This is a genomic window from Sphingobacterium sp. 40-24, assembly GCF_001899705.1.
GTDB classification, from domain to species: domain Bacteria; phylum Bacteroidota; class Bacteroidia; order Sphingobacteriales; family Sphingobacteriaceae; genus Sphingobacterium; species Sphingobacterium multivorum.
In genome coordinates this window covers 1-18,226 of record NZ_MKWH01000019.1, presented here as the reverse complement: position 1 = coordinate 18,226, position 18,226 = coordinate 1, and the positions used below count along the sequence as shown (strand labels likewise).

Annotated in this window: 23 protein-coding genes; 15 read left to right on the top strand and 8 right to left on the bottom strand. The window is 37.5% G+C overall.

The features are described 5' to 3' along the window. Positions 1–312: 312 nt before the first annotated feature. Positions 313–447: a hypothetical protein gene (locus BGP15_RS06865; protein WP_286769074.1), complete on the bottom strand. Its 135-nt coding sequence runs from the start codon at positions 445–447 to the stop codon at positions 313–315. Between the two features lie 56 nt (positions 448–503). Then, positions 504–1,100: an SHOCT domain-containing protein gene (locus BGP15_RS06860; protein ID WP_286769073.1), complete on the bottom strand. Its 597-nt coding sequence runs from the start codon at positions 1,098–1,100 to the stop codon at positions 504–506. Positions 1,101–1,532: 432 nt separating this feature from the next. Between BGP15_RS06860 and BGP15_RS06855 the strand changes: the two genes are divergently transcribed. The 11 genes from BGP15_RS06855 to BGP15_RS06805 all read left to right on the top strand — a co-directional run bounded on the left by BGP15_RS06855 (position 1,533) and on the right by BGP15_RS06805 (position 7,596). Next, positions 1,533–2,006, top strand: a complete 474-nt coding sequence (locus tag BGP15_RS06855) for a pyridoxamine 5'-phosphate oxidase family protein (RefSeq protein WP_286769072.1) — start codon at positions 1,533–1,535, stop codon at positions 2,004–2,006. Positions 2,007–2,118: 112 nt separating this feature from the next. Next, entirely contained in the window at positions 2,119–2,715 is a 597-nt protein-coding gene (locus tag BGP15_RS06850) for a TetR/AcrR family transcriptional regulator (protein ID WP_286769071.1), read from the top strand. An 86-nt stretch (positions 2,716–2,801) separates the two neighbouring features. Next, the gene (locus BGP15_RS06845; RefSeq protein WP_286769070.1) at positions 2,802–3,236 is read left to right on the top strand and encodes a GNAT family N-acetyltransferase; all 435 of its coding nucleotides are present in this window, start codon (positions 2,802–2,804) and stop codon (positions 3,234–3,236) included. A 54-nt stretch (positions 3,237–3,290) separates the two neighbouring features. Continuing rightward, entirely contained in the window at positions 3,291–3,746 is a 456-nt protein-coding gene (locus BGP15_RS06840) for a VOC family protein (protein ID WP_286769069.1), read from the top strand. 10 nt (positions 3,747–3,756) lie between these two features. Then, a complete protein-coding gene (locus BGP15_RS06835) occupies positions 3,757–4,164 on the top strand; it encodes a class I SAM-dependent methyltransferase (RefSeq protein ID WP_286769068.1) in 408 nt (135 codons plus the stop codon). Positions 4,165–4,175: 11 nt separating this feature from the next. Then, positions 4,176–4,820: a hypothetical protein gene (locus BGP15_RS06830; protein WP_286769067.1), complete on the top strand. Its 645-nt coding sequence runs from the start codon at positions 4,176–4,178 to the stop codon at positions 4,818–4,820. Between the two features lie 10 nt (positions 4,821–4,830). Further along, positions 4,831–5,370: a DinB family protein gene (locus BGP15_RS06825; protein WP_286769066.1), complete on the top strand. Its 540-nt coding sequence runs from the start codon at positions 4,831–4,833 to the stop codon at positions 5,368–5,370. 57 nt (positions 5,371–5,427) lie between these two features. Then, on the top strand, positions 5,428–5,901 hold the full coding sequence (locus tag BGP15_RS06820; RefSeq protein ID WP_286769065.1) for a PaaI family thioesterase: 474 nt from the start codon (positions 5,428–5,430) through the stop codon (positions 5,899–5,901). Positions 5,902–5,940: 39 nt separating this feature from the next. Further along, entirely contained in the window at positions 5,941–6,789 is an 849-nt protein-coding gene (locus BGP15_RS06815; RefSeq protein ID WP_286769064.1) for an alpha/beta fold hydrolase, read from the top strand. A gap of 14 nt (positions 6,790–6,803) precedes the next feature. Further along, entirely contained in the window at positions 6,804–7,115 is a 312-nt protein-coding gene (locus tag BGP15_RS06810) for an MBL fold metallo-hydrolase (protein WP_286769063.1), read from the top strand. A 139-nt stretch (positions 7,116–7,254) separates the two neighbouring features. Beyond that, positions 7,255–7,596 (top strand): hypothetical protein, encoded by a 342-nt coding sequence (locus tag BGP15_RS06805; RefSeq protein ID WP_286752195.1) that lies wholly within the window; start codon positions 7,255–7,257, stop codon positions 7,594–7,596. 202 nt (positions 7,597–7,798) lie between these two features. On the opposite strand, the gene BGP15_RS06800 is transcribed toward BGP15_RS06805, so the two are convergent. Continuing rightward, positions 7,799–8,455, bottom strand: a complete 657-nt coding sequence (locus tag BGP15_RS06800; protein WP_286752196.1) for a response regulator transcription factor — start codon at positions 8,453–8,455, stop codon at positions 7,799–7,801. A 188-nt stretch (positions 8,456–8,643) separates the two neighbouring features. Next, on the bottom strand, positions 8,644–9,246 hold the full coding sequence (locus BGP15_RS06795) for a histidine kinase (protein ID WP_286769062.1): 603 nt from the start codon (positions 9,244–9,246) through the stop codon (positions 8,644–8,646). Between the two features lie 323 nt (positions 9,247–9,569). Between BGP15_RS06795 and BGP15_RS06790 the strand changes: the two genes are divergently transcribed. The 4 genes from BGP15_RS06790 (at position 9,570) to BGP15_RS06775 (ending at position 14,645) form a co-directional block, all read left to right on the top strand. Further along, positions 9,570–9,824: a hypothetical protein gene (locus BGP15_RS06790; protein ID WP_286752198.1), complete on the top strand. Its 255-nt coding sequence runs from the start codon at positions 9,570–9,572 to the stop codon at positions 9,822–9,824. A 322-nt stretch (positions 9,825–10,146) separates the two neighbouring features. Then, positions 10,147–12,018 carry a PAS domain-containing sensor histidine kinase gene (locus BGP15_RS06785; RefSeq protein WP_286769061.1) on the top strand — a complete coding sequence of 624 codons (1,872 nt, stop codon included), beginning with the start codon at positions 10,147–10,149 and terminating at the stop codon, positions 12,016–12,018. 837 nt (positions 12,019–12,855) lie between these two features. Then, positions 12,856–14,124, top strand: coding sequence for a hypothetical protein (locus tag BGP15_RS06780; protein WP_286769060.1), 1,269 nt, complete (start codon positions 12,856–12,858; stop codon positions 14,122–14,124). A gap of 176 nt (positions 14,125–14,300) precedes the next feature. After that, positions 14,301–14,645, top strand: a complete 345-nt coding sequence (locus BGP15_RS06775) for a response regulator (protein ID WP_286769059.1) — start codon at positions 14,301–14,303, stop codon at positions 14,643–14,645. Between the two features lie 118 nt (positions 14,646–14,763). On the opposite strand, the gene BGP15_RS06770 is transcribed toward BGP15_RS06775, so the two are convergent. From BGP15_RS06770 to BGP15_RS06755, 4 genes are all read right to left on the bottom strand, one after another. Then, entirely contained in the window at positions 14,764–15,678 is a 915-nt protein-coding gene (locus tag BGP15_RS06770; RefSeq protein ID WP_286769058.1) for a helix-turn-helix domain-containing protein, read from the bottom strand. Positions 15,679–15,724: 46 nt separating this feature from the next. After that, positions 15,725–16,627 carry an SDR family oxidoreductase gene (locus BGP15_RS06765; protein ID WP_286769057.1) on the bottom strand — a complete coding sequence of 301 codons (903 nt, stop codon included), beginning with the start codon at positions 16,625–16,627 and terminating at the stop codon, positions 15,725–15,727. 105 nt (positions 16,628–16,732) lie between these two features. After that, the gene (locus tag BGP15_RS06760; RefSeq protein WP_286769056.1) at positions 16,733–16,942 is read right to left on the bottom strand and encodes an SDR family oxidoreductase; all 210 of its coding nucleotides are present in this window, start codon (positions 16,940–16,942) and stop codon (positions 16,733–16,735) included. A 610-nt stretch (positions 16,943–17,552) separates the two neighbouring features. Then, on the bottom strand, positions 17,553–18,226 hold a 674-nt coding region (locus tag BGP15_RS06755; RefSeq protein WP_286769055.1), incomplete at its 5' end, for a helix-turn-helix domain-containing protein.

Here is an 18,226-nt window from a genome sequence, read left to right as displayed (position 1 = left end):
TAAAGGCATTTTTATAGCTTTAAATAAAATAGATACATTTAAGGGACTCAAACGCGGCTTGGACACAGTAATGGATTTCTAAATCAGATTAAAATTATCAGCGGGAATGTGAGCATACCTGATGCGGACCACTTAAGCTTCGGTTGAGCCGTTCGATATAACCGTTTTACATAAATGCTCTTATTCTCCATTGCGGATGCATACACCTCTCATCAACGATTTATAGAGCCTCCATTTCAGCAGGCTTTGAGATCCTTAGAATATTTAAATACACAATGCAAAGTTATTTGCATTGTGTATTATGAAAAAATACTACTTCTTCCCTTGTTGTCTTTTTGGAGGAGGTAAAGAAGGCGTATTGCCTGGAGTTTCCTTGTTGTCTCTTTGGCGTCTGTCTGGTTTACCTGTTGATTCGGCAATTCTTTTTAGTCCTGGTTTTAGCGCCATAATTTTGAAATTTATTTATAAAGTATGTTTATTCATAGCCGCATATTTCTAATAGCCTATGACCTGCTATAGACTTCAAAAATATCGTAGTAAGCAGGCTCATCTTTGATAGTTTTAAGAAATACGGTCTTTTCGCTCGCGAATACTGATTTAGGACCAATAACCACCTTCACTTCATCTGTCTGTACATTAAAATCTATTGCATCATTCTTACTCCAGGGTAAAGTAACGAAACCTCCTATATCCCCCACCCTTACCATAAGTGTTCCTGACATACTTGGAGTCTGCGAGCAATATAAGGCGAGTACCGTTTTCTTAATAGTGGCATTTCGTTTTAAATTCTCTTTTTCCGACTCGAACTCCTCTCTGCTAATCAGGCCGGAGTCCAACAATGTCTTAAGTTTAAATAACTCATCTGTAAATGATTTATGACCAACGTTTAAGATGCCATCGGTTTGCTTTTTTGCATGTGAAAGCAATTCCGTTTCAAATCTGAGTTGCTCGTCTGATTTAGACACCAGCGTAAAAATGAGTCCAATAACCGGAGATAGGAATAATGAAAGAAAGAATGCTCCGGCAAAACCTATATTTCTATTAACACCAATAGCACCCACTGCTAACGAAAAGATAATCCATCCTAAAAATATTTCCATTGTCTATGTTCTTTATAATAACTTGAAGCAAAACTAAAGCTTGTTAAAAATGAAATTATACGGGAACCCGTAAAGAGAAAGTAAAAGAAAGGCTGAGATTTGCTTATAGATTCTATTTAATCTTATAACCATCTGCAACAACATGGCGCAAAGAAAACTGTATAATCCTTATTGCTTTTTCCATCTACAATTCTCACATAGACTTCTGTGGTTTTAACATCTTATGAGCTTATAATTTTGAAGCGGTTTAAATATCCATGCCAAAGGTCAGCTGTAATGTGTTGAATGTATGACCCATGCCAAGGAATGTAACCTTAACCACTACCTCAGCTTAATGTCCTAAAATAGTAGTTATTCATAAACTTTAAGTATTTAGACTTGAACGCGACAGAGCTAGCTAATGTTTATTTCTATAGATTTAAGAACATTGCGATGAAAAATGTTATACAAAATAAAGAAGCAACCATATCTATTTTAAAGGTTTTAATGAATGAAATTAGAAATGGTATTTTATGCACCTCAACAGTAAAAAACAGCTTACAGAATGTTCAAGTAGTACATACAAAAGAAATGGACCGATATGGAAATCTTTTCTTTATCTTTTCCTCGGATAGCAAACACTATCATAATCTTCAAACAAATAAAGAAATCAAATTAATTTACACCATACCAGATAGATCTGAACTTTTAATGATTATCGGTACTGCTGAAACCAGTAGCAATATCAGCACAATAGAAAGGTATTGGTCGCCCTATAATACTAAAGACTTTGATAAGGGAAAAACCGATCCAACTATTAGGGTACTGATAATAGTTATTGAATATTCAAAAATCTTAAAATCTGCTTCTAGCAGTATGATTGATTATCTTAAACTGCTTGGGAGGACTATCGGCAATACGAATTAGAAAAAACCTTGTAAGAAATCTGAGTGCATTTAGAAAATGCTCTTTTTCAAAAAAAAAGACCGATCGTTTTATTTTTTTTCATAATTTTGTCCCGTATTAGAATTTATGCTTAATGAAAACGACTAAATCTGAAAATACCAAACGATTAATTATCGAAAAAACAGCAACAGTTTTTAATACGAAAGGTTATGCAGGTACGTCCATAAATGATTTGATGATTGCCACAGGACTTTCAAAAGGTTGTATTTATGGTAACTTCGAAAACAAAGACGAGATAGCCTTGAACGTTTTTGATTACAACTTCGGTAAAGTTACTCAACATATGAAAGACCGCATCTTGGCAACTGAAAACTCGATTGAACGACTGCTTGTTTACCCGCAAACCTATAAAAATTATTTCAGATACCCATTTCTACAGGCTGGATGTCCAATTTTAAATACTGCTACAGAGGTTGATGATACACATCCTAAGCTAAAAGAACGAGCACAAAAGGCATTAGCATTTTGGAAAACATCAATTGAAAATCAGATTAAACGAGGCATAGCAAGAAAAGAAATAAAGGAAGATACTGACCCTACTGAAATTGCAGTGATCATGATTTCAATGATTGAAGGAGCATTCATGCAGGCAAAGGTAAACAACCATATGGTGGAGCTTAAAATTGCAATGTCGTTCCTTGAAAAATTAATTAAGAATTTAAGCATATAATTTTTTTAAACTAAAAAAGACCGTTCGGTTTATTTTATATTAACAAGTGAACAGAATATCATATTAAATAGTACCATTTTAAAGTTATGTCAACACAAATCACGCTTGCAACCACCGGAGATTATCCAAGAATTATGGAAATCTGGGAATCCGCTGTTAGGGCAACTCACGATTTTCTTACCAATGAAGATTTTATCTACTTTAAAGAAATCATTCCGAAGGATTATCTGCCCAATCTCGAAGTATTTCTCCTTATTGAAAACGGGGAATCTGTCGGGTTTTCATCGGTATCAGACAGAAACCTCGAAATGCTTTTTATTCACAATGACTACCGTAACAAAGGGTATGGAAAGCACCTATTTCAATTTATGGATGAAACGAAAGGCATTACAAAGGTTGATGTCAATGAGCAAAATTATCAGGCCATCGGATTTTATGAAAAATTAGGGTTCAGAAAATCAGGAAAATCAGAAAAGGATTGTTCAGGCAAAGATTATCCGATTATTCATATGCTAAAATGATTAAAGCCTGTACTTATCACAACACAATAATTATTAATAATAAAATATATAAAAATGATTGAAGGATTATATGAGACACACATCCAAGTAAGCAACTTGGAAAATGCAGTGCAATTCTATACTAAAATTTTGGGACTTGAGTTTGCACATTATGATGAAACCAGGCCGATTGCATTTCTTTGGATCGGAGAAAATAAAAAGGCAATGCTCGGACTTTGGGAACAACAAGGTAATCTCCAGACAAGACATTTTGCATTCAGCTGTTCCAAAGATTTCATTTTAAAAGATGCGAATACTTTTTTAGATAAAAACGGATTAAAAGCCTATAATTTTCTCAAAAATGGCAGCAATGAACCAATGGTTTTTGCCTGGATGCCCGCACTTGCTCTCTATTTTGATGATCCAGACGGAAATCAACTGGAGTTTATCCATATTCTAAACGGCAAAAGCCAGCCAGAACTTGGCGTAATCAGCTACGAGGAATGGCAAAAAATCAATTCACTTCATTAGACAAATACATATGAATGCAGAAGACAATTATTTGGAAATAAACAGGGAATCTTGGAATGCCAGAACAGAAGCACATATCAATTCTGATTTTTATAACCTGGAAGCCTTTTTGAAGGGGAAAAATTCATTAAAGGATATAGAGCTTAATTTACTTGGAGATTTGACAGGCAAATCCGTATTGCATTTACAGTGCCATTTCGGACAGGATAGTATCTCTTTAAGTCGCCTGGGAGCGGACGTAGTCGGCGTTGACCTTTCGGATGTAGCAATAGATCAAGCACGGGAACTGGCAAAACAGAGTAATGTTTCAACAACTTTTATCTGCAGCGATGTTTATGATCTGCCCAATCATCTGGTTCGTGAGCTTGACAGCCTCAAAAAGGTATCTTGTAGAAGTCTGATGTTGTCTCTAAATTAAGTTCAAATTATATGTTTCTTAGGTTAATAATTCTTTATCTGTCATTTCTTCCATTTGCTGTTAATGCTCAAAATAGCACTCAAAAAGAGTATGTATTTTTTTTGCATAATAAATTTTTGGAAGAACATCCGTTAAATGCCTCCCATCCTAAATACGGACCAGCGGCATATACAGCTATTTTAGAAAAACTTCAATCTACAAATTCTGTCATACTATCTGAAAAAAGAAAGCCCGGCACTGATCCCAAGATATATGCAAAAAAGTTGATTCTTAAAATTGACAGCTTACACAACGGTGGAGTTCCTTATGACCATATTTCAATTGTTGGAACATCTCAAGGAGGCTATATAGCTCAATACATCTCCTATTATGCTAAAAACCCAGATTTGAAATTTGTTTTTATTGGCTCAAGCTTTAAAAATGATTCGATGAATGAAGATCGAAAGTTTCAGCTGTACGGGGAGATTTTGTCGATTAATGAAAAATCCGATGTTGGTGCTGAGTTATTATCAAGGCAACTTAGGTTTAAAAATTCTGATTTGAAATCTTTTAAAGAAATTATCCTCAACACAGGCTTGGAACATGGCTTTCTGTTCAGGGCATTAGACGAGTGGATAATGCCCACGAAAGAATGGATAAACAGTAATAACCTATAAATTGATACTCATGAAAGAAGTAAAGTCACAATCTTTTGTCAGATGGTTCGACAGACAATTTGATTCAAACACAGGCTCGGAATATTTTGACGAATTTCTAAAACTCCTTGAAGATTTTCCGGCTGTTTTAAAGGAAGAGTTGAAAAATTGTCCTATAGAAGTTTCGACCCGCAAAATGGGAGATAAATGGTCTGTCAATGAGAACATAGGACATTTAATACTTTTAGAAGATCTATGGCGAATCCGTTTTAAAGATATAATGGAAGGAAAACCGGATATGTCCCCTGCCGATTTAAACAATACAGCAACTGATCAATATTCTTTCAACAAAATGTTGGTTGCAGAGCTTATTAAAAACCTAGTCAGCGAAAGAGACAAAACAATTGTAATGCTTCAGAAATTGAGTGAAGAAGACTTATTGAAGACAAGTATGCATCCGAGATTACAACAACCCATGAATATCATTGACCTGATGCATTTTGTTGCAGAGCATGATTTGCATCATTTGCACGCCATACAGTCAATAATAGGAAACATGGAAAACATATAATTTTTTTATTAAAAAAAAGACCGATTGGTTTATTATATAAATATAAAAACAACGTATATGACAAAACTATCGATATTAGATTACCTAAGTAAATTGATAAAAAGTGAAATTACCGGCGACATGCATACGCATATGCATTACCCGACATCAATATCAAAAACATTAGGCATAGACATTATAGAAGTTGGTTTAGGTACAGCGACCGTACAGATCAATACAACAAAAGACAAGCACAGTAACCAACAAGGAACCATCCACGGAGGCCTGCTTTGTGAACTGGCAGATGCAGCCATCGGAACCGCACATTCTACTGTTGTTCAGGAAGGCGAAACTTTTACATCTGTAGAATTGAAAATCAATTTTTACCGGCCCGTTTTCGAGAATATACTTACTGCCAAAGCAGCACCTTTACATAGTGGAAAAAACTTAAGTCATTATCGATGCGATATTTTTCGCGGTGATGGTAAAATAGCAACTATGGTATCGAGTACAGTCATCACTTTAAGAGGTGATAAAGCGAAAGGACGGTAATGCAGTTCTTATTATACAACATTATATACAGAAATATTCATGAATAAAACGGTCTTTAAAAGCCCTGAAGGAAAAAACAAAATTATCCGGGCTTACGACGATGCGATAACGAATTCGTCATTGAATTTGAAAACCGGTGTGCTGAAAACAACTTTTGGTGACACCCATTTTTTGGAGGGCGGAAGTCAACATAAAGAAATTGTCATCTTACTGCATGGCGCATCTTCTAATGCAACGTCATGGCTATCCGACATAGCCGAATATTCAAAACAATATAAAGTCATAGCAATAGACATTATCGGAGAGGCAGGAAAGAGTGCAGAAACCAGACCTTCTTATGAAACAAAAGATTTCGCAGAATGGCTAAAAGAGATTTTCGACAGACTCAACATCAGCAAGGCAAATATAGTCGGATTATCGCAAGGAGGATGGTTGGCATTGCGTTTTGCAACAAGTTATCCTGAATTAGTTGACCGGCTGATTTTGCTGGCACCTGCAGGAATAGTTCCTACCAAAACAACATTTATCATAAAAGCCCTACTCTATTCCCTTTTGGGAGCAACTGGACGTATCAAGATTAATAGACTGGTCTTGGGAAGCCAGCGTGTGGATCAAAGAATTGTAGCATTTATGGATTTAATACAAACCAATTTTAATGCGAGGATAGAAAAAGAATATATTTTTTCAGATGATGAGCTCAGCCGTTTGACGATGCCTGTGTTATTCATCGGCGGAGAACAGGATGCAATCCGCTCTACTCAGGAAATTGCCAGGAGATTGCAAAATATTGTGATAGACTTTACCGTAATAACCATTCCGAAAATGGGACATGTTTTGGCTGGATTAGCACCACGAATATTCCCTTTTTTAAACAAGACAAAACGCTAATTAATTGCATTACTATGATGAATACACAAATAAACTACAGTCATCTCAAAATTCCATTTGATAACCTGGAAATCTATATTCTTTCCGATGGATACTTTGATATAGGATCGTATCAACCCATTATTGCGACGGATGCAGCACCTGCAGACCTTCAAAAAGAGCTAAACCGACTACATTTACCTACGGATATCTACGAAGCTCCTATTAATGTGATGCTTATCCGAAAGAATGAACAATTAATACTTGTAGATACAGGAGAGGGCTTTTATGATAAAAAAAATGCAGGCAAAATATCCGTTTGGATACCTTGTAGAAATTTGGATTAGATTATACGTTTGCTCGTATTTTCAAAACTAGGTGGCAAGTAAAGATTTTTTTCAAGTATAAAATGAGTTTGATTACGTAGTTTATCAGCTAACGATATGGGCATGAGATGGGTTCACTATATAAACTAAATTGTATTATATGAACAAAAACTTAATATCGCTAGAGGTGCATCAAGGTATGCCAATCATTGCGCTCGCAATCGTATCACCAGAAGGGCCAGAGGACTTGCCCAACGAGGTTCCCGATAGACCGGAAGAACAGCTACCGGAAAACGACCCTAATGAAGCTCCTGAAGTAGCTGACAAAGAGGACCTGGGATTCGACGAGGAAGTAGGTATTGAAGGAGAAAATGCATTCCCGGGCATTAATGAAAAGGAAATCGATCAAGAAATTGGCGAACAAGAGGAGGCCAATGACGCAGAAGGCATTCCAGTTCAGCCTCCGACAGCTCCTTCTGACGTTGATGAAAATATCATTTAAGAAAGCTCTCATTATCGGAAAGAAATAATAGGGCTAACATATCGTTAGCCCTTTTTGGCTATTGTGCTCTAATTGTCAGTAACCATTATATTAGTCCTATTTCGGATACGTTCTCGGGCGATTCTGAATAGCTTCCCACCCAATGGAACCACCTGACTTACGGTATTAAAGAATGACAATTATATGCTGAGGTGATATGAAGTTATTGTATTAAACTTTTTTGAAACGCAAATCGAACAAGGTCGGCTGTATTCTTCGTATTAGTCTTATCGATGAGCTGTTGTCGGACTCCTTCAACAGTTCGTTTGCTCAGGAATATCTTATCAGCAATCTCAGCATTTGTTAAACCGTGGGCAATAAGTTCAAGAACATTTAATTCTCTTTCGGTGATTTCATAACGCTGACAAATGATTTCTTTGTCAAGAAGCACTGGTTGATTAATTTGCCATTTATCCAATAATGACAAGCCAATTGACGTGGATAAATATCTCTTTCCTTGACAAATCTCAAGTAAACCACTCAGAAGTTCATTATAATCTGAATTTTTTGATAAATAACCCAACGCCCCGGCTTTGAAGGCCTCCAAGACAGTGGCGTGATCATCAACCATAGATAGAACTGCAATTATTACATCTGGAAACATGATTTTCACCTTGGTGATCAATGCAATCCCGTCCATTTCTGGCATAGTGAAATCAGTAAGGATCAAATCTGGAAGTTCGTTATTTCTAAGATATTCCAGCGCTTGCATCCCATTATCAACCTCCCCAATCACATTAATATCTGCGTGTGAATTAAGTAAAAGCCTTAGGCCGCTACGCACTAGAATATGGTCTTCAACAAGTAATATCTTATACATGTAACAAAATTTTATAATAACAGTCAAATTTTATCCTCAATTTGCTTGCCACTTTCCGAGCGCTCTTGCCTAGATTAGCGCTATTAGCATAATAAATTTCTTTTTGTGATTTTTACGTATCGGCTCAGTATTTTTAATCTATACATTGCAGCATTCCACTTTATGAGAATTACTGGTTTAATTAACAGCTATTTTTCGCGATCCTCAACAACTGCATTGCTTAGCTTATCCACCATTTCTGAAATCATCCCAGAACATCTTATAATATTTTCCAGTGCTTTTTGTTTAAACTCTTCGGGCATATTTTGGTTCTGTAAAATCATCTGAGCGGCAAGCTGGATACTGGCCGAGGAATTCTTAATATCATGGATTAGCAAAGAAACAGGACAGCGGCTCGAACTTCCTGAGAAAGTAGATGTTCCGGAAGAATCTTTGTAAACTATATTCGCAGTTGATTCTCTAATTTCAAGATAGAGCCTTTTCTTTAATCCGTATGCGATTATGTCATAGGCCTTATCGTTAATCTTGATACTTCCAATATAGAGCTCCGCATAATTGGAATAAACCTTATGACTAAATTCTTCCCAATTCAAAGTCATCGAGGGACTAAGCATCTCCATTATTTTTTCAGGAGCTAATCCCCAGATATCATTAATCTTAACGCCCAATAAATCACAGGTATTTTGAGAGACGGCAATACAAGAGTTCCTTTCAAAAACAAACAGATTAGCGGAGAACTCCAGGGCATCCCCTGCAGCACATTTTTCTTCTTGACCGGTTACTTTCTTCATTAATATTGAAATTTAAAATCAATATGACTCTGATCCCGAAGTAGGATCCAGCATCAGCACTCGCAAGTAACCAATTTAACAAATTTCTAGTATAATTCAGCAACGCTTCTTCTCACGTGCACCTAATCAATAGATTAAATTTTAGTAAGTGAATAATTATTAGAGAATGTTTTAAGGGAATTAGAAATGTGACATCGCTAAAATATTAAAAACGACTATACAGATAAAATTTTGTATTTTTATTATGTTCATTAAAATCAATTCATTTGCGCTGCGGAATCCTTCACAAGAATCAATCTGCCGATGTAAATAAAAAAAGTGATATGTTAATAGAAAGGGATGAAATGGTGAGGCTGTCAGATGCAATTTCAGATATGCTTATAAAGGAAGACTATCGACATACAGATGTCATGGGAATAACACACGAAAAGCTGATTAAATATTCAGAAAAAATAGCATTGCTTTATGATGTAGATGAATCAATCCGTGGCGCCTTTCACGATGAAGATACCTTAGATCACTTTAAAATGTTATTAAAATTCGATATTGCATACAAAACTAGATTTCAGAAAGAATAAGACTGGTAGGACATCAGACCAGTTGAATCTTTTTAATCAAACAATAATCGAACTCTTCAAGTTCCTATTTCTTTTTTTTAAGGAAGAAATTATCCGTCAAATTTTTAAAAACAGAATCTTTTTCTTTTTGATAAGAAGATTGCGTCTTCTCTTTTGTGTTTTTTAGCCTGCCATTTATCCTTGATTTTTAAATCTTTCACCTATTAAATGATTTATAAAATTTTAGGACTTTTTACGCCTTATACAACGTATTTTTACCTGAGTTTTTAAGGTTTTATTTCTATACTTTTACTCCAAAAACATTTACCTTTATTACAGCTCTATGAGTCCCGAAGAAACGATAGAACGATTAGAAAAAGAAAACAGAGACCTAAAACAACGGGTCTCCGAGCTGTCAGAGTTTATCGAGAAGGCTTCGATTTCGCTGCACTGGGTTAATAGCGATGGCATTATAATTTGGGCCAACCAAGCTGAACTGGATCTGCTTGGTTACACCTATTCAGAGTATATCGGCCAGCCAATCAAAAATTATCATGCCGACCAGAACACAATCAACGATATACTAAGCAAGCTGGCCAACAATGAGCGTATCGATGACTATCCGGCTATCCTAAAATGCAAAAATGGAGATAACAGACATGTTGTTATAAATTCTAGCGCCTTGATGAAAGACAACGAATTTATGCATTCTATGTGCTTTACCAAAGATGTTACAGAAGCCGTGACCGCTCAGCTAAGAAAAGATCAGCTCACAGAGGTAGTAAAAGAAAAAGAGGAAAGGCTCAGGCTCGCTCTTGCTTCCACAGGCCTGGGAACCTGGGACTGGAATTCCGATAATGGAATGGTGCATGTTTCTGAAAAGGCGCAGCAGATATTGGATCTCCCTTCAAATACTGAATTCACCGATACACTGATTGATCTTGTACACCCTGATGACAGGAATGCGGTCATTGAGCAGATCAGAACTTTAAGTCAAGATAGCGCTGACGCCCAATTTGAGTTTACATGTAGAATTGTAAAACCACAGAATTATTCAATTTCCTATATCAAAGTTCAGGGGTCAGCCTATTTTAGCGCCGCGAGAAAATCCAGAAGGATCATTGGGGCAATCATGGATATCACCGACCAAAAAAAAGCCATCCAAAAAAGCGCGGAAATGGCCGCTATCGTAAGTTCGTCTTATGATGCTATCATCGGAAAAACGCTCGAAGGTATAATAACAAGCTGGAATGATGCGGCGTCCACGCTATTCGGATATACGCCTGAGGAGATGATCGGCCAGCCAATTTTAAAATTGATCCCACCCGATAGGCATCAGGAGGAAGATTTTATTCTGGGCCGGATGCGGCTTGGGCACTCGATCAAGCATTTTGAAACAGTCCGCCTGACGAAGTCCGGGAAATTAATTGATTTATCATTGACCATCTCTCCTATTAAAAACGAACTGGGTGAAATTATCGGTGTCTCCAAAATCGCGCGGGATATCACAGAAAAGAAGCAGGAGGAAAAGAGGAAGAACGTTTTCATCTCCATGGCAAGTCATGAGCTCAAAACCCCGCTAACCAGTGTATTGATGAGTGCCCAAATTATGCAGCAGCACAAAGATAGATATGGCGAAAAAAGCGCGATGCTAGGCACTAAAATTGAAGGGCAGGTTAAAAAGATGATGGTGATGATTCAGGATTTTCTTAGCGTCGCAGAAGTTGACGAAGGTAAATTACAACTTAACCAATCCTGTTTCGCTCTTGAAAAATTAATGAAAGAATGCATCGATGACATGAGATCGGAATACCGCAAGCATGACTTCACGGTATCCTGTGATCCTTCGATTCACATATTTGCAGATCGGCCGAAAATTGATCAAGTGTTGGGAAACCTTTTAAGCAATGCTGTTAAATATTCGCCATTAGGCGGGATCATTGATCTAGGGGCGGAAAAACTGGGTGAGAATATTCGAATTTACGTTCGTGATCAGGGAATGGGTATAGATGAAAAACATGCCAGAAATATATTTAAAGCATTTTACCGTGTCGACAATTTAAATACCTCAAATATTTCAGGATTTGGAATTGGCCTATATGTGGCTTCAGAAATATTGCGCAGCCATGGCAGCCGTATCGAGGTTAAAAGTAAGAAAGGCAGTGGATCAACTTTTTATTTCGACCTTCCTGCAAGGATATCTACCATCTCCTAAGGTCATAATTACATGCTCTTTAAACCTATTAGCGTTTGGTGCTGTTCTAAGGAGAAACGGTAAAGATGGTATTCACAGTTTACGCAGAGCATCATTATCAGGGGCGAAATATTCCTCTATTAGCAGTATTCATCCTTGTAAATACTGACAAAAAAGTAATGTGTCACAAAGATTCCAAACAGATTGTGGAGAAGTATATAATCGTCAACAATAACGGCGATACTTAGGAGGGCCGGAATCATTAGTAGGATCACCCCAACAACTAGCACTATCATTCTCCAGCAGTAGAGGCTATGGATTTATTAGAAATTTCCAAACGATATGCATTCTAAATGTGTCCATTTTAAAAAAAACTAGAATTATGGCAACATCGAATCAGAATGCAACACAAATGCCAAATGAGCATTTACATGAATTATTCGTGGACGAATTAAAAGATATTTTATGAGCAGAAAAACAGCTTCTCAAAGGTTTAAAAACTTTTCACAATTCCCTTGGAATCACCTGTATTAGGGCTGAAAAGTCTGAATTAAGATTTTCATAAAAATATTGATCTTTTGTTTTTCGAGTATATCACTGTTTCACTGCTTCAAGGTGATGATTGAGCACATCAATATAAAGAACAGTTATTCCTGTGCTTTCTCTGATCTCCAGTAAAAGATTATTGGTCCACTTTTCTACCCGCGAGCTTCTTTTCCACACCATCAAAAATGATAAAAAATGCCATTCAAAAAATATAACTTTTTGAATAACTCTAAGTTCAAGGCTATACAATGACTGGAACTTGTGATCGTATTTCAAAAGTAAAGTAATATATTTAGTATAAAATACTGCTACATGAACAACGAGAAAAAAAAGGGGCCGTTCAACTTGCGTAGATTTTTGTTTAAAGCGCTAACCTGGATGGGGATCGGTGCATTCATCGGAATGATAACAGCAGGCTCGGGCGGTATGATTCCGGATAGCTGGATTCCGTTTACCATTTTCGGATTTATTGCGCTAACGTTTTTGTGGGCTATAGTTTTCACGCGTGGACTAACCTCGAAAATCACGAAAATGACCGCAAACGGTGAAAATATAGGAGGTGGAAATGCCCGGCGGGTTCCTGCACGGGTTGAAAAACTGGAAGAGGCTGGTTTGGTGGTCAATAATTTTAATCATCAATTCAAATTCACTCTTACTGTTTTTCCGGATTCCGGAGAGCCTTATCAAACCACCATTCGCCAATTTATCACGATGGGTGAGTTACCCAATTTCTACACCGGACGGTTTGTGGCTTTTATTGAAGACAAGGAAAATCCGGGTTACGGTATAATGGAAATCAGTCCGAATGAAGCGTGGCGTGATAAGGTCTACGATGCCGCAGAAAAATTCAAAAATGTTAAAGCCCAAAAGGTGTATCCCGATAAAGGCTCGTCTATTTTTGACACTGAAGTTGGCAAAGTCTCCGGTCTGCGTCTGGCGTTTGGCATTGTTCTTTCACTGGCCTTTTTAGGTCTCGGCTTTTCATTTCCTTTTGCCCTGTCGGGCAATTTTGACCAACTGATTACTGACGTTCGCGATTTACCAAAAACTTTAACGGGGCAAAATATAGGGAATTTTGACAACAAAAATCTGGATAAAGCCTATCAAAAAGCCATTGGATACATCGGCAACCGAAAAGCAGAAAAAATACTGATTTACGATAAATTTGTAGTCTTGGGTGTAGAAGCCGAGGGGCAAAAAAATGCCTACGATGATGTTACGCTGCGTGGTAATTCCGCTGAAGTGAGCCCAAATTCCGGCAGTAGCTTGGTAAACCCTGAGCAGCTGTTTACCGCTGATGAAACCTCTTTGCCCATTCTTAAGAAAGCACTTGCCGAAAGCCTCAAAAAATACGATGTCAAAAACCTCACTTATGTCGGTTTTAAGAAACAGATGACCATAAATATAGACAAGAATTTAGAAATAGACATTGATGCTTTGGCTAAAGACCCCGCAAAAGCCCATGAAATGATCACGCGCAAAGCACTAAAACAACGTATGGTTATTTCTATGTATTTCAAAGATCCATACAATTCCACAGTACTTAACTTTGACGGCACTACTGGTGAAGAAATTAAGTAATGGATAATGTGGAAGCCGTGTTGAGTCTACTGACACAACCAGTCTTTAACAAGTTTGGTCAAACCTTTATATGACTACTTCCCAACAGAAATTAGCTATTTTGCCAGTTGATCGTACCGGCTTTTTTCCTATATTTAACCTATAAATTTCAGAAGAAATGACAAAAAAGGAAGGCTGTGCTTATTCAGGATAATGAAGATATCTTGAATCTAATGGATGAAGTCTTAGTTGATGAAGGTTTTGAGGTGATTCCTTCGCTTACAACAGAACCGATTGAAGAACTTACAGATATTGACCCGGATATCGTTATCGTGGATGACCACATCAGAGGCGACAAAAAGGGATCAGAAGTGATCAAGGAAATCAAATCAGACCCTGAAACCGAAGATGTTTCATCTGTTCTGACATCAACGGCCAACAATATCGAAAAAATTGCAGCGGAATGTAAAGCTGACGATTTTATCCAGAAGCCTTTTGATCTGGATCACATGATCGAAGTGGTCAAGAAAAATAGCGACTGATCGGATCTGACAATAGATTTATGCCTAAAGGTGTGTAATATCTCCCAAGCATTTGCTGGCCTTGATTGTTTTTTTCGCATGTCATTATCAATCTCCCCAATTACCTTTGAATATGAGCTCAATTGAATGAATTCCGGAACTCCAGCGGTGAAATATTTGTTTTTGCTTTAAACAGTTTATTGAATGACTGGGCGTGCTCAAAGCCTAATTCGTAGGCTATTTCACTTATGGTAAGTTCAGTTGTGGAAAGTCTTTCTTTGGCTTTTGCGATCAATTTTTCATGGATAATCTGCTGAGTGGTTTGTCCTGTAAGCGATTTAAGCAGTCCCCGCATGTATTGTGGAGACATATTAAGCTTTTCGGAGAGAAGCTGCACCGTAGGTAAACCATGCGCCATATCTTTTCCTTCAAAATAATCCGAAAAAAAATTTTCCAGCTTCTCCAAAAACTGATGGTTGGCTTTCTTACGTGTTATAAACTGGCGCTGATAAAAACGCTCGGTGTAATTAAATAGGGTCTCCAATTGAGAAATGATAATGTTTTGGCTGAACTGATCTAAATTGCTCTGATATTCGTGCCTAATATTTTCGATTATCTGCTGCATTTTTTGTTCCTCATCTTCGGATAAGAACAGCGCTTCATTCACCGAATAATCAAAAAATTCATATCTTTTGATTGAAGTCGAAAGCGCCGTATTCCAGAGAAAGTCCGGATGGATCATCAGCATCCATCCAGACGGATTTTTTCCTTGCTCTTCACGTATTACACTTAAAACCTGATGTGGTGCCATGCAGAACATCAATCCTTCATCAAAATCATAATCATTCTGTCCATACCGGTACTTGTGTTCCATGTCACGTTTTACCGAAATCATATAAAAATCGAAAAGCAGACTCTGTTTTCCGACCTGTGCAGGCTCGGTCATATCTTCAAAATTGATCACACTAATCAGCGGGTGCTTCGGTCCCGGCAGACCGCGCAGTTTGTGAAAATCGGAAATAGTCTTAATTCGAATCGGCTTATTATCGGACATGGAATGATATGCTTTTATATGTAAAAGATAAGAACAAAAATACAGATTATCGGTTATCCGAAAAATAATATGAACCTTTTAGATCTTCCTGCAAAGTGGGATGTAGCGGTTTCCAGTCCAGCGCATTCCTTGTCCATTCACTTGAAGTGGGGTTATCAAGCGCTGCAAAATGCATAAACCAAGAGAAATGCAGCTCCGCTTCCTGTGAATTTATAGAGACCAATGGAATAGCTAGACGCTCCGCAATTTCAGAGGCTATATTCTTAAGCTCAATTCCCTCTTCCGCTACTGCATGATATCTGGTTCCACTGGCAAATGGTTTTTCCAGTGCCAATCGGTAGAGCCTTGCCGCATCCAGCCGATGCACAGCTGGCCAGCGGTTATTTCCGCCGCCAATAACCGCTGAAACTCCTTTTTCCCTTGCTATTTTGATAAATAGCGGAACAAAACCGATTTTATCTCCTTCACCATGCACAGATGGCGATAATCTAATAACGGCGACACGCACGCCTTTCGCGACCTGATCGTCCGCGGCATTTTCAGTTGCAATCCGCGGATGCGGGTGATTGACGCTACGGTCCTGCTCAGTTGTGATGCCATCTTTTGAAAAGAGTGCAGTGCCAGAAGTGATGATAAAGGGTTTATCCGTTCCGACAAGAGCATCTCCTATTGCTCCGATCACTTCTTTATCCAATTCACACATTTCCTGAAAACGTCCAAAATCATGAACAAATCCTAAGTGTATAACAGCATCAGCGGCTTTAGCCCCCAATTTGAGCCGTTCAAAATCAGTAAGGTCACCGTAGTGCACCTCTGCTCCTGCTTCAATTAATCTCTTGGCGGATGCTTCTGATCTTGCAAGTCCAAGAACCTTGTGACCAGCACCTAATAATTCCTGTACTACAGCTGTTCCTACGAATCCTGTAGCGCCTGTAACAAATACTTTCATGTCTAATATTATTTATGAAGCAAAGTTCAGGGTTCGTATACCGTTAAATGTATCCAAAAATAACTTTGTTGTAGCCAAAACTTACAATGTAGCTAAAAGTGATTATTAAATCATCCTGGCTCCTGAGACCTCAATTCTTTGTACGTTTATCCATCCTTCTTCAGCAGTGCAAAGGAAGGAAACTACGCCACCAATATCCTCAGGTTTGCCTACACGTCCCAGTGCTGTGGTCGTTGCTATTGCATTTCTTGTGGTTGCATCAGATTTTGTTAAACCTCTTGCAAAATCAGTTGCAATAGCGCGGCTTCCGTCCAAATTTCTCCTATGTCAAAGATAAGACCAAATATTTTTTATCCGAAAATGTTGGCAATCTATCCGTGGTACTCAAGTGTTTAAGTAAGTACAACCACTGATCCATAACTGTCTTTAGTTCTCCCGGCTGTTTATTAAATAATGGAAGCGAAATCATTTAATATCCCAATTTATCATAGAATATTTCTTTGGTCAATTTGTCACACAGCGCCACATCATAGAAATAAGGGCGTTCTGTGACACGAGATATACCAGGACTTCCATTTCTATCCATGTCAAACTCCAAAATACCAATAAAGTAAACCTCTGGTAGGTAGTAATCACTACCTAAAAGTGATCAAGTGGTGACGGAAAGTCTTCGTTTCAGTATAAAATACAGACAATTAAGCAGGGAAATACCGCAATTGCAATCACCTGTTTTTGGCGAATTCGCATCTAAGAATACAATACTATTATGTTTAAGTTTAACGGATTTCTCTTATTTACACGCGCCAAAACGTGGAAATATGTAAATTTCGGTGTTGTTCGATTGGGACAAAATAAGCGTGAATATTTATACAGGGAAACGCAAATAAGAAAGAGCCAGAATAACCCGGCTCTTTTAGTATTGTTATCATCCCGATAACTGATATAATCTCTTTAAAAAATAATATGTGCTATTTAAGCTAAATAAGTTGGTAAACAATATTATCTTTTTAATATGTCCTTCTCCACAGCTTTTACAAGCCATAGCTCTAGGACTACCTTTCATTATTGCTTGATATGAAGAAGTAAAGGCAGACAAACTTTTATATCCGACCATATATGCTATTTCTGTAAGGGTATATTTCTTTTGATCAATCATTTCGATACTTTTTAAAATCCTAATGAGCTGGTGGTATTTTTGAACTGTAATGCCAGTTTCTGCCTTAAAGATTCGTTGAAAACTACGTGCTGACATAGCCGCTTTTCTGGCTAGCATTTCTATATCAATTGCGTATTTAAAATTGTTATTGATCTCCTCACAGATTGGAATCAGTTTTTCGGTTGAGGGTATAGGAATTTGTAGGTTGTGATTTTCAGAGCAAAAGTTAGGTAAACAATTCAATATTGCCTGCAAAAAATGATATTGTTCTTTGTTTTCTTCAAAATTTTGGCTCCATTTAGAAGCATAACCTAACATCTCACGCAATACGGTAGGCGCTGCAAATACGTGTACGGATTGGAAAAAGTCGATTTCGGGCACATTTGCATATAGTATAACCATTAAATCGACATGTTCTGCTTCCGAACGGGATTTGTGTTTTA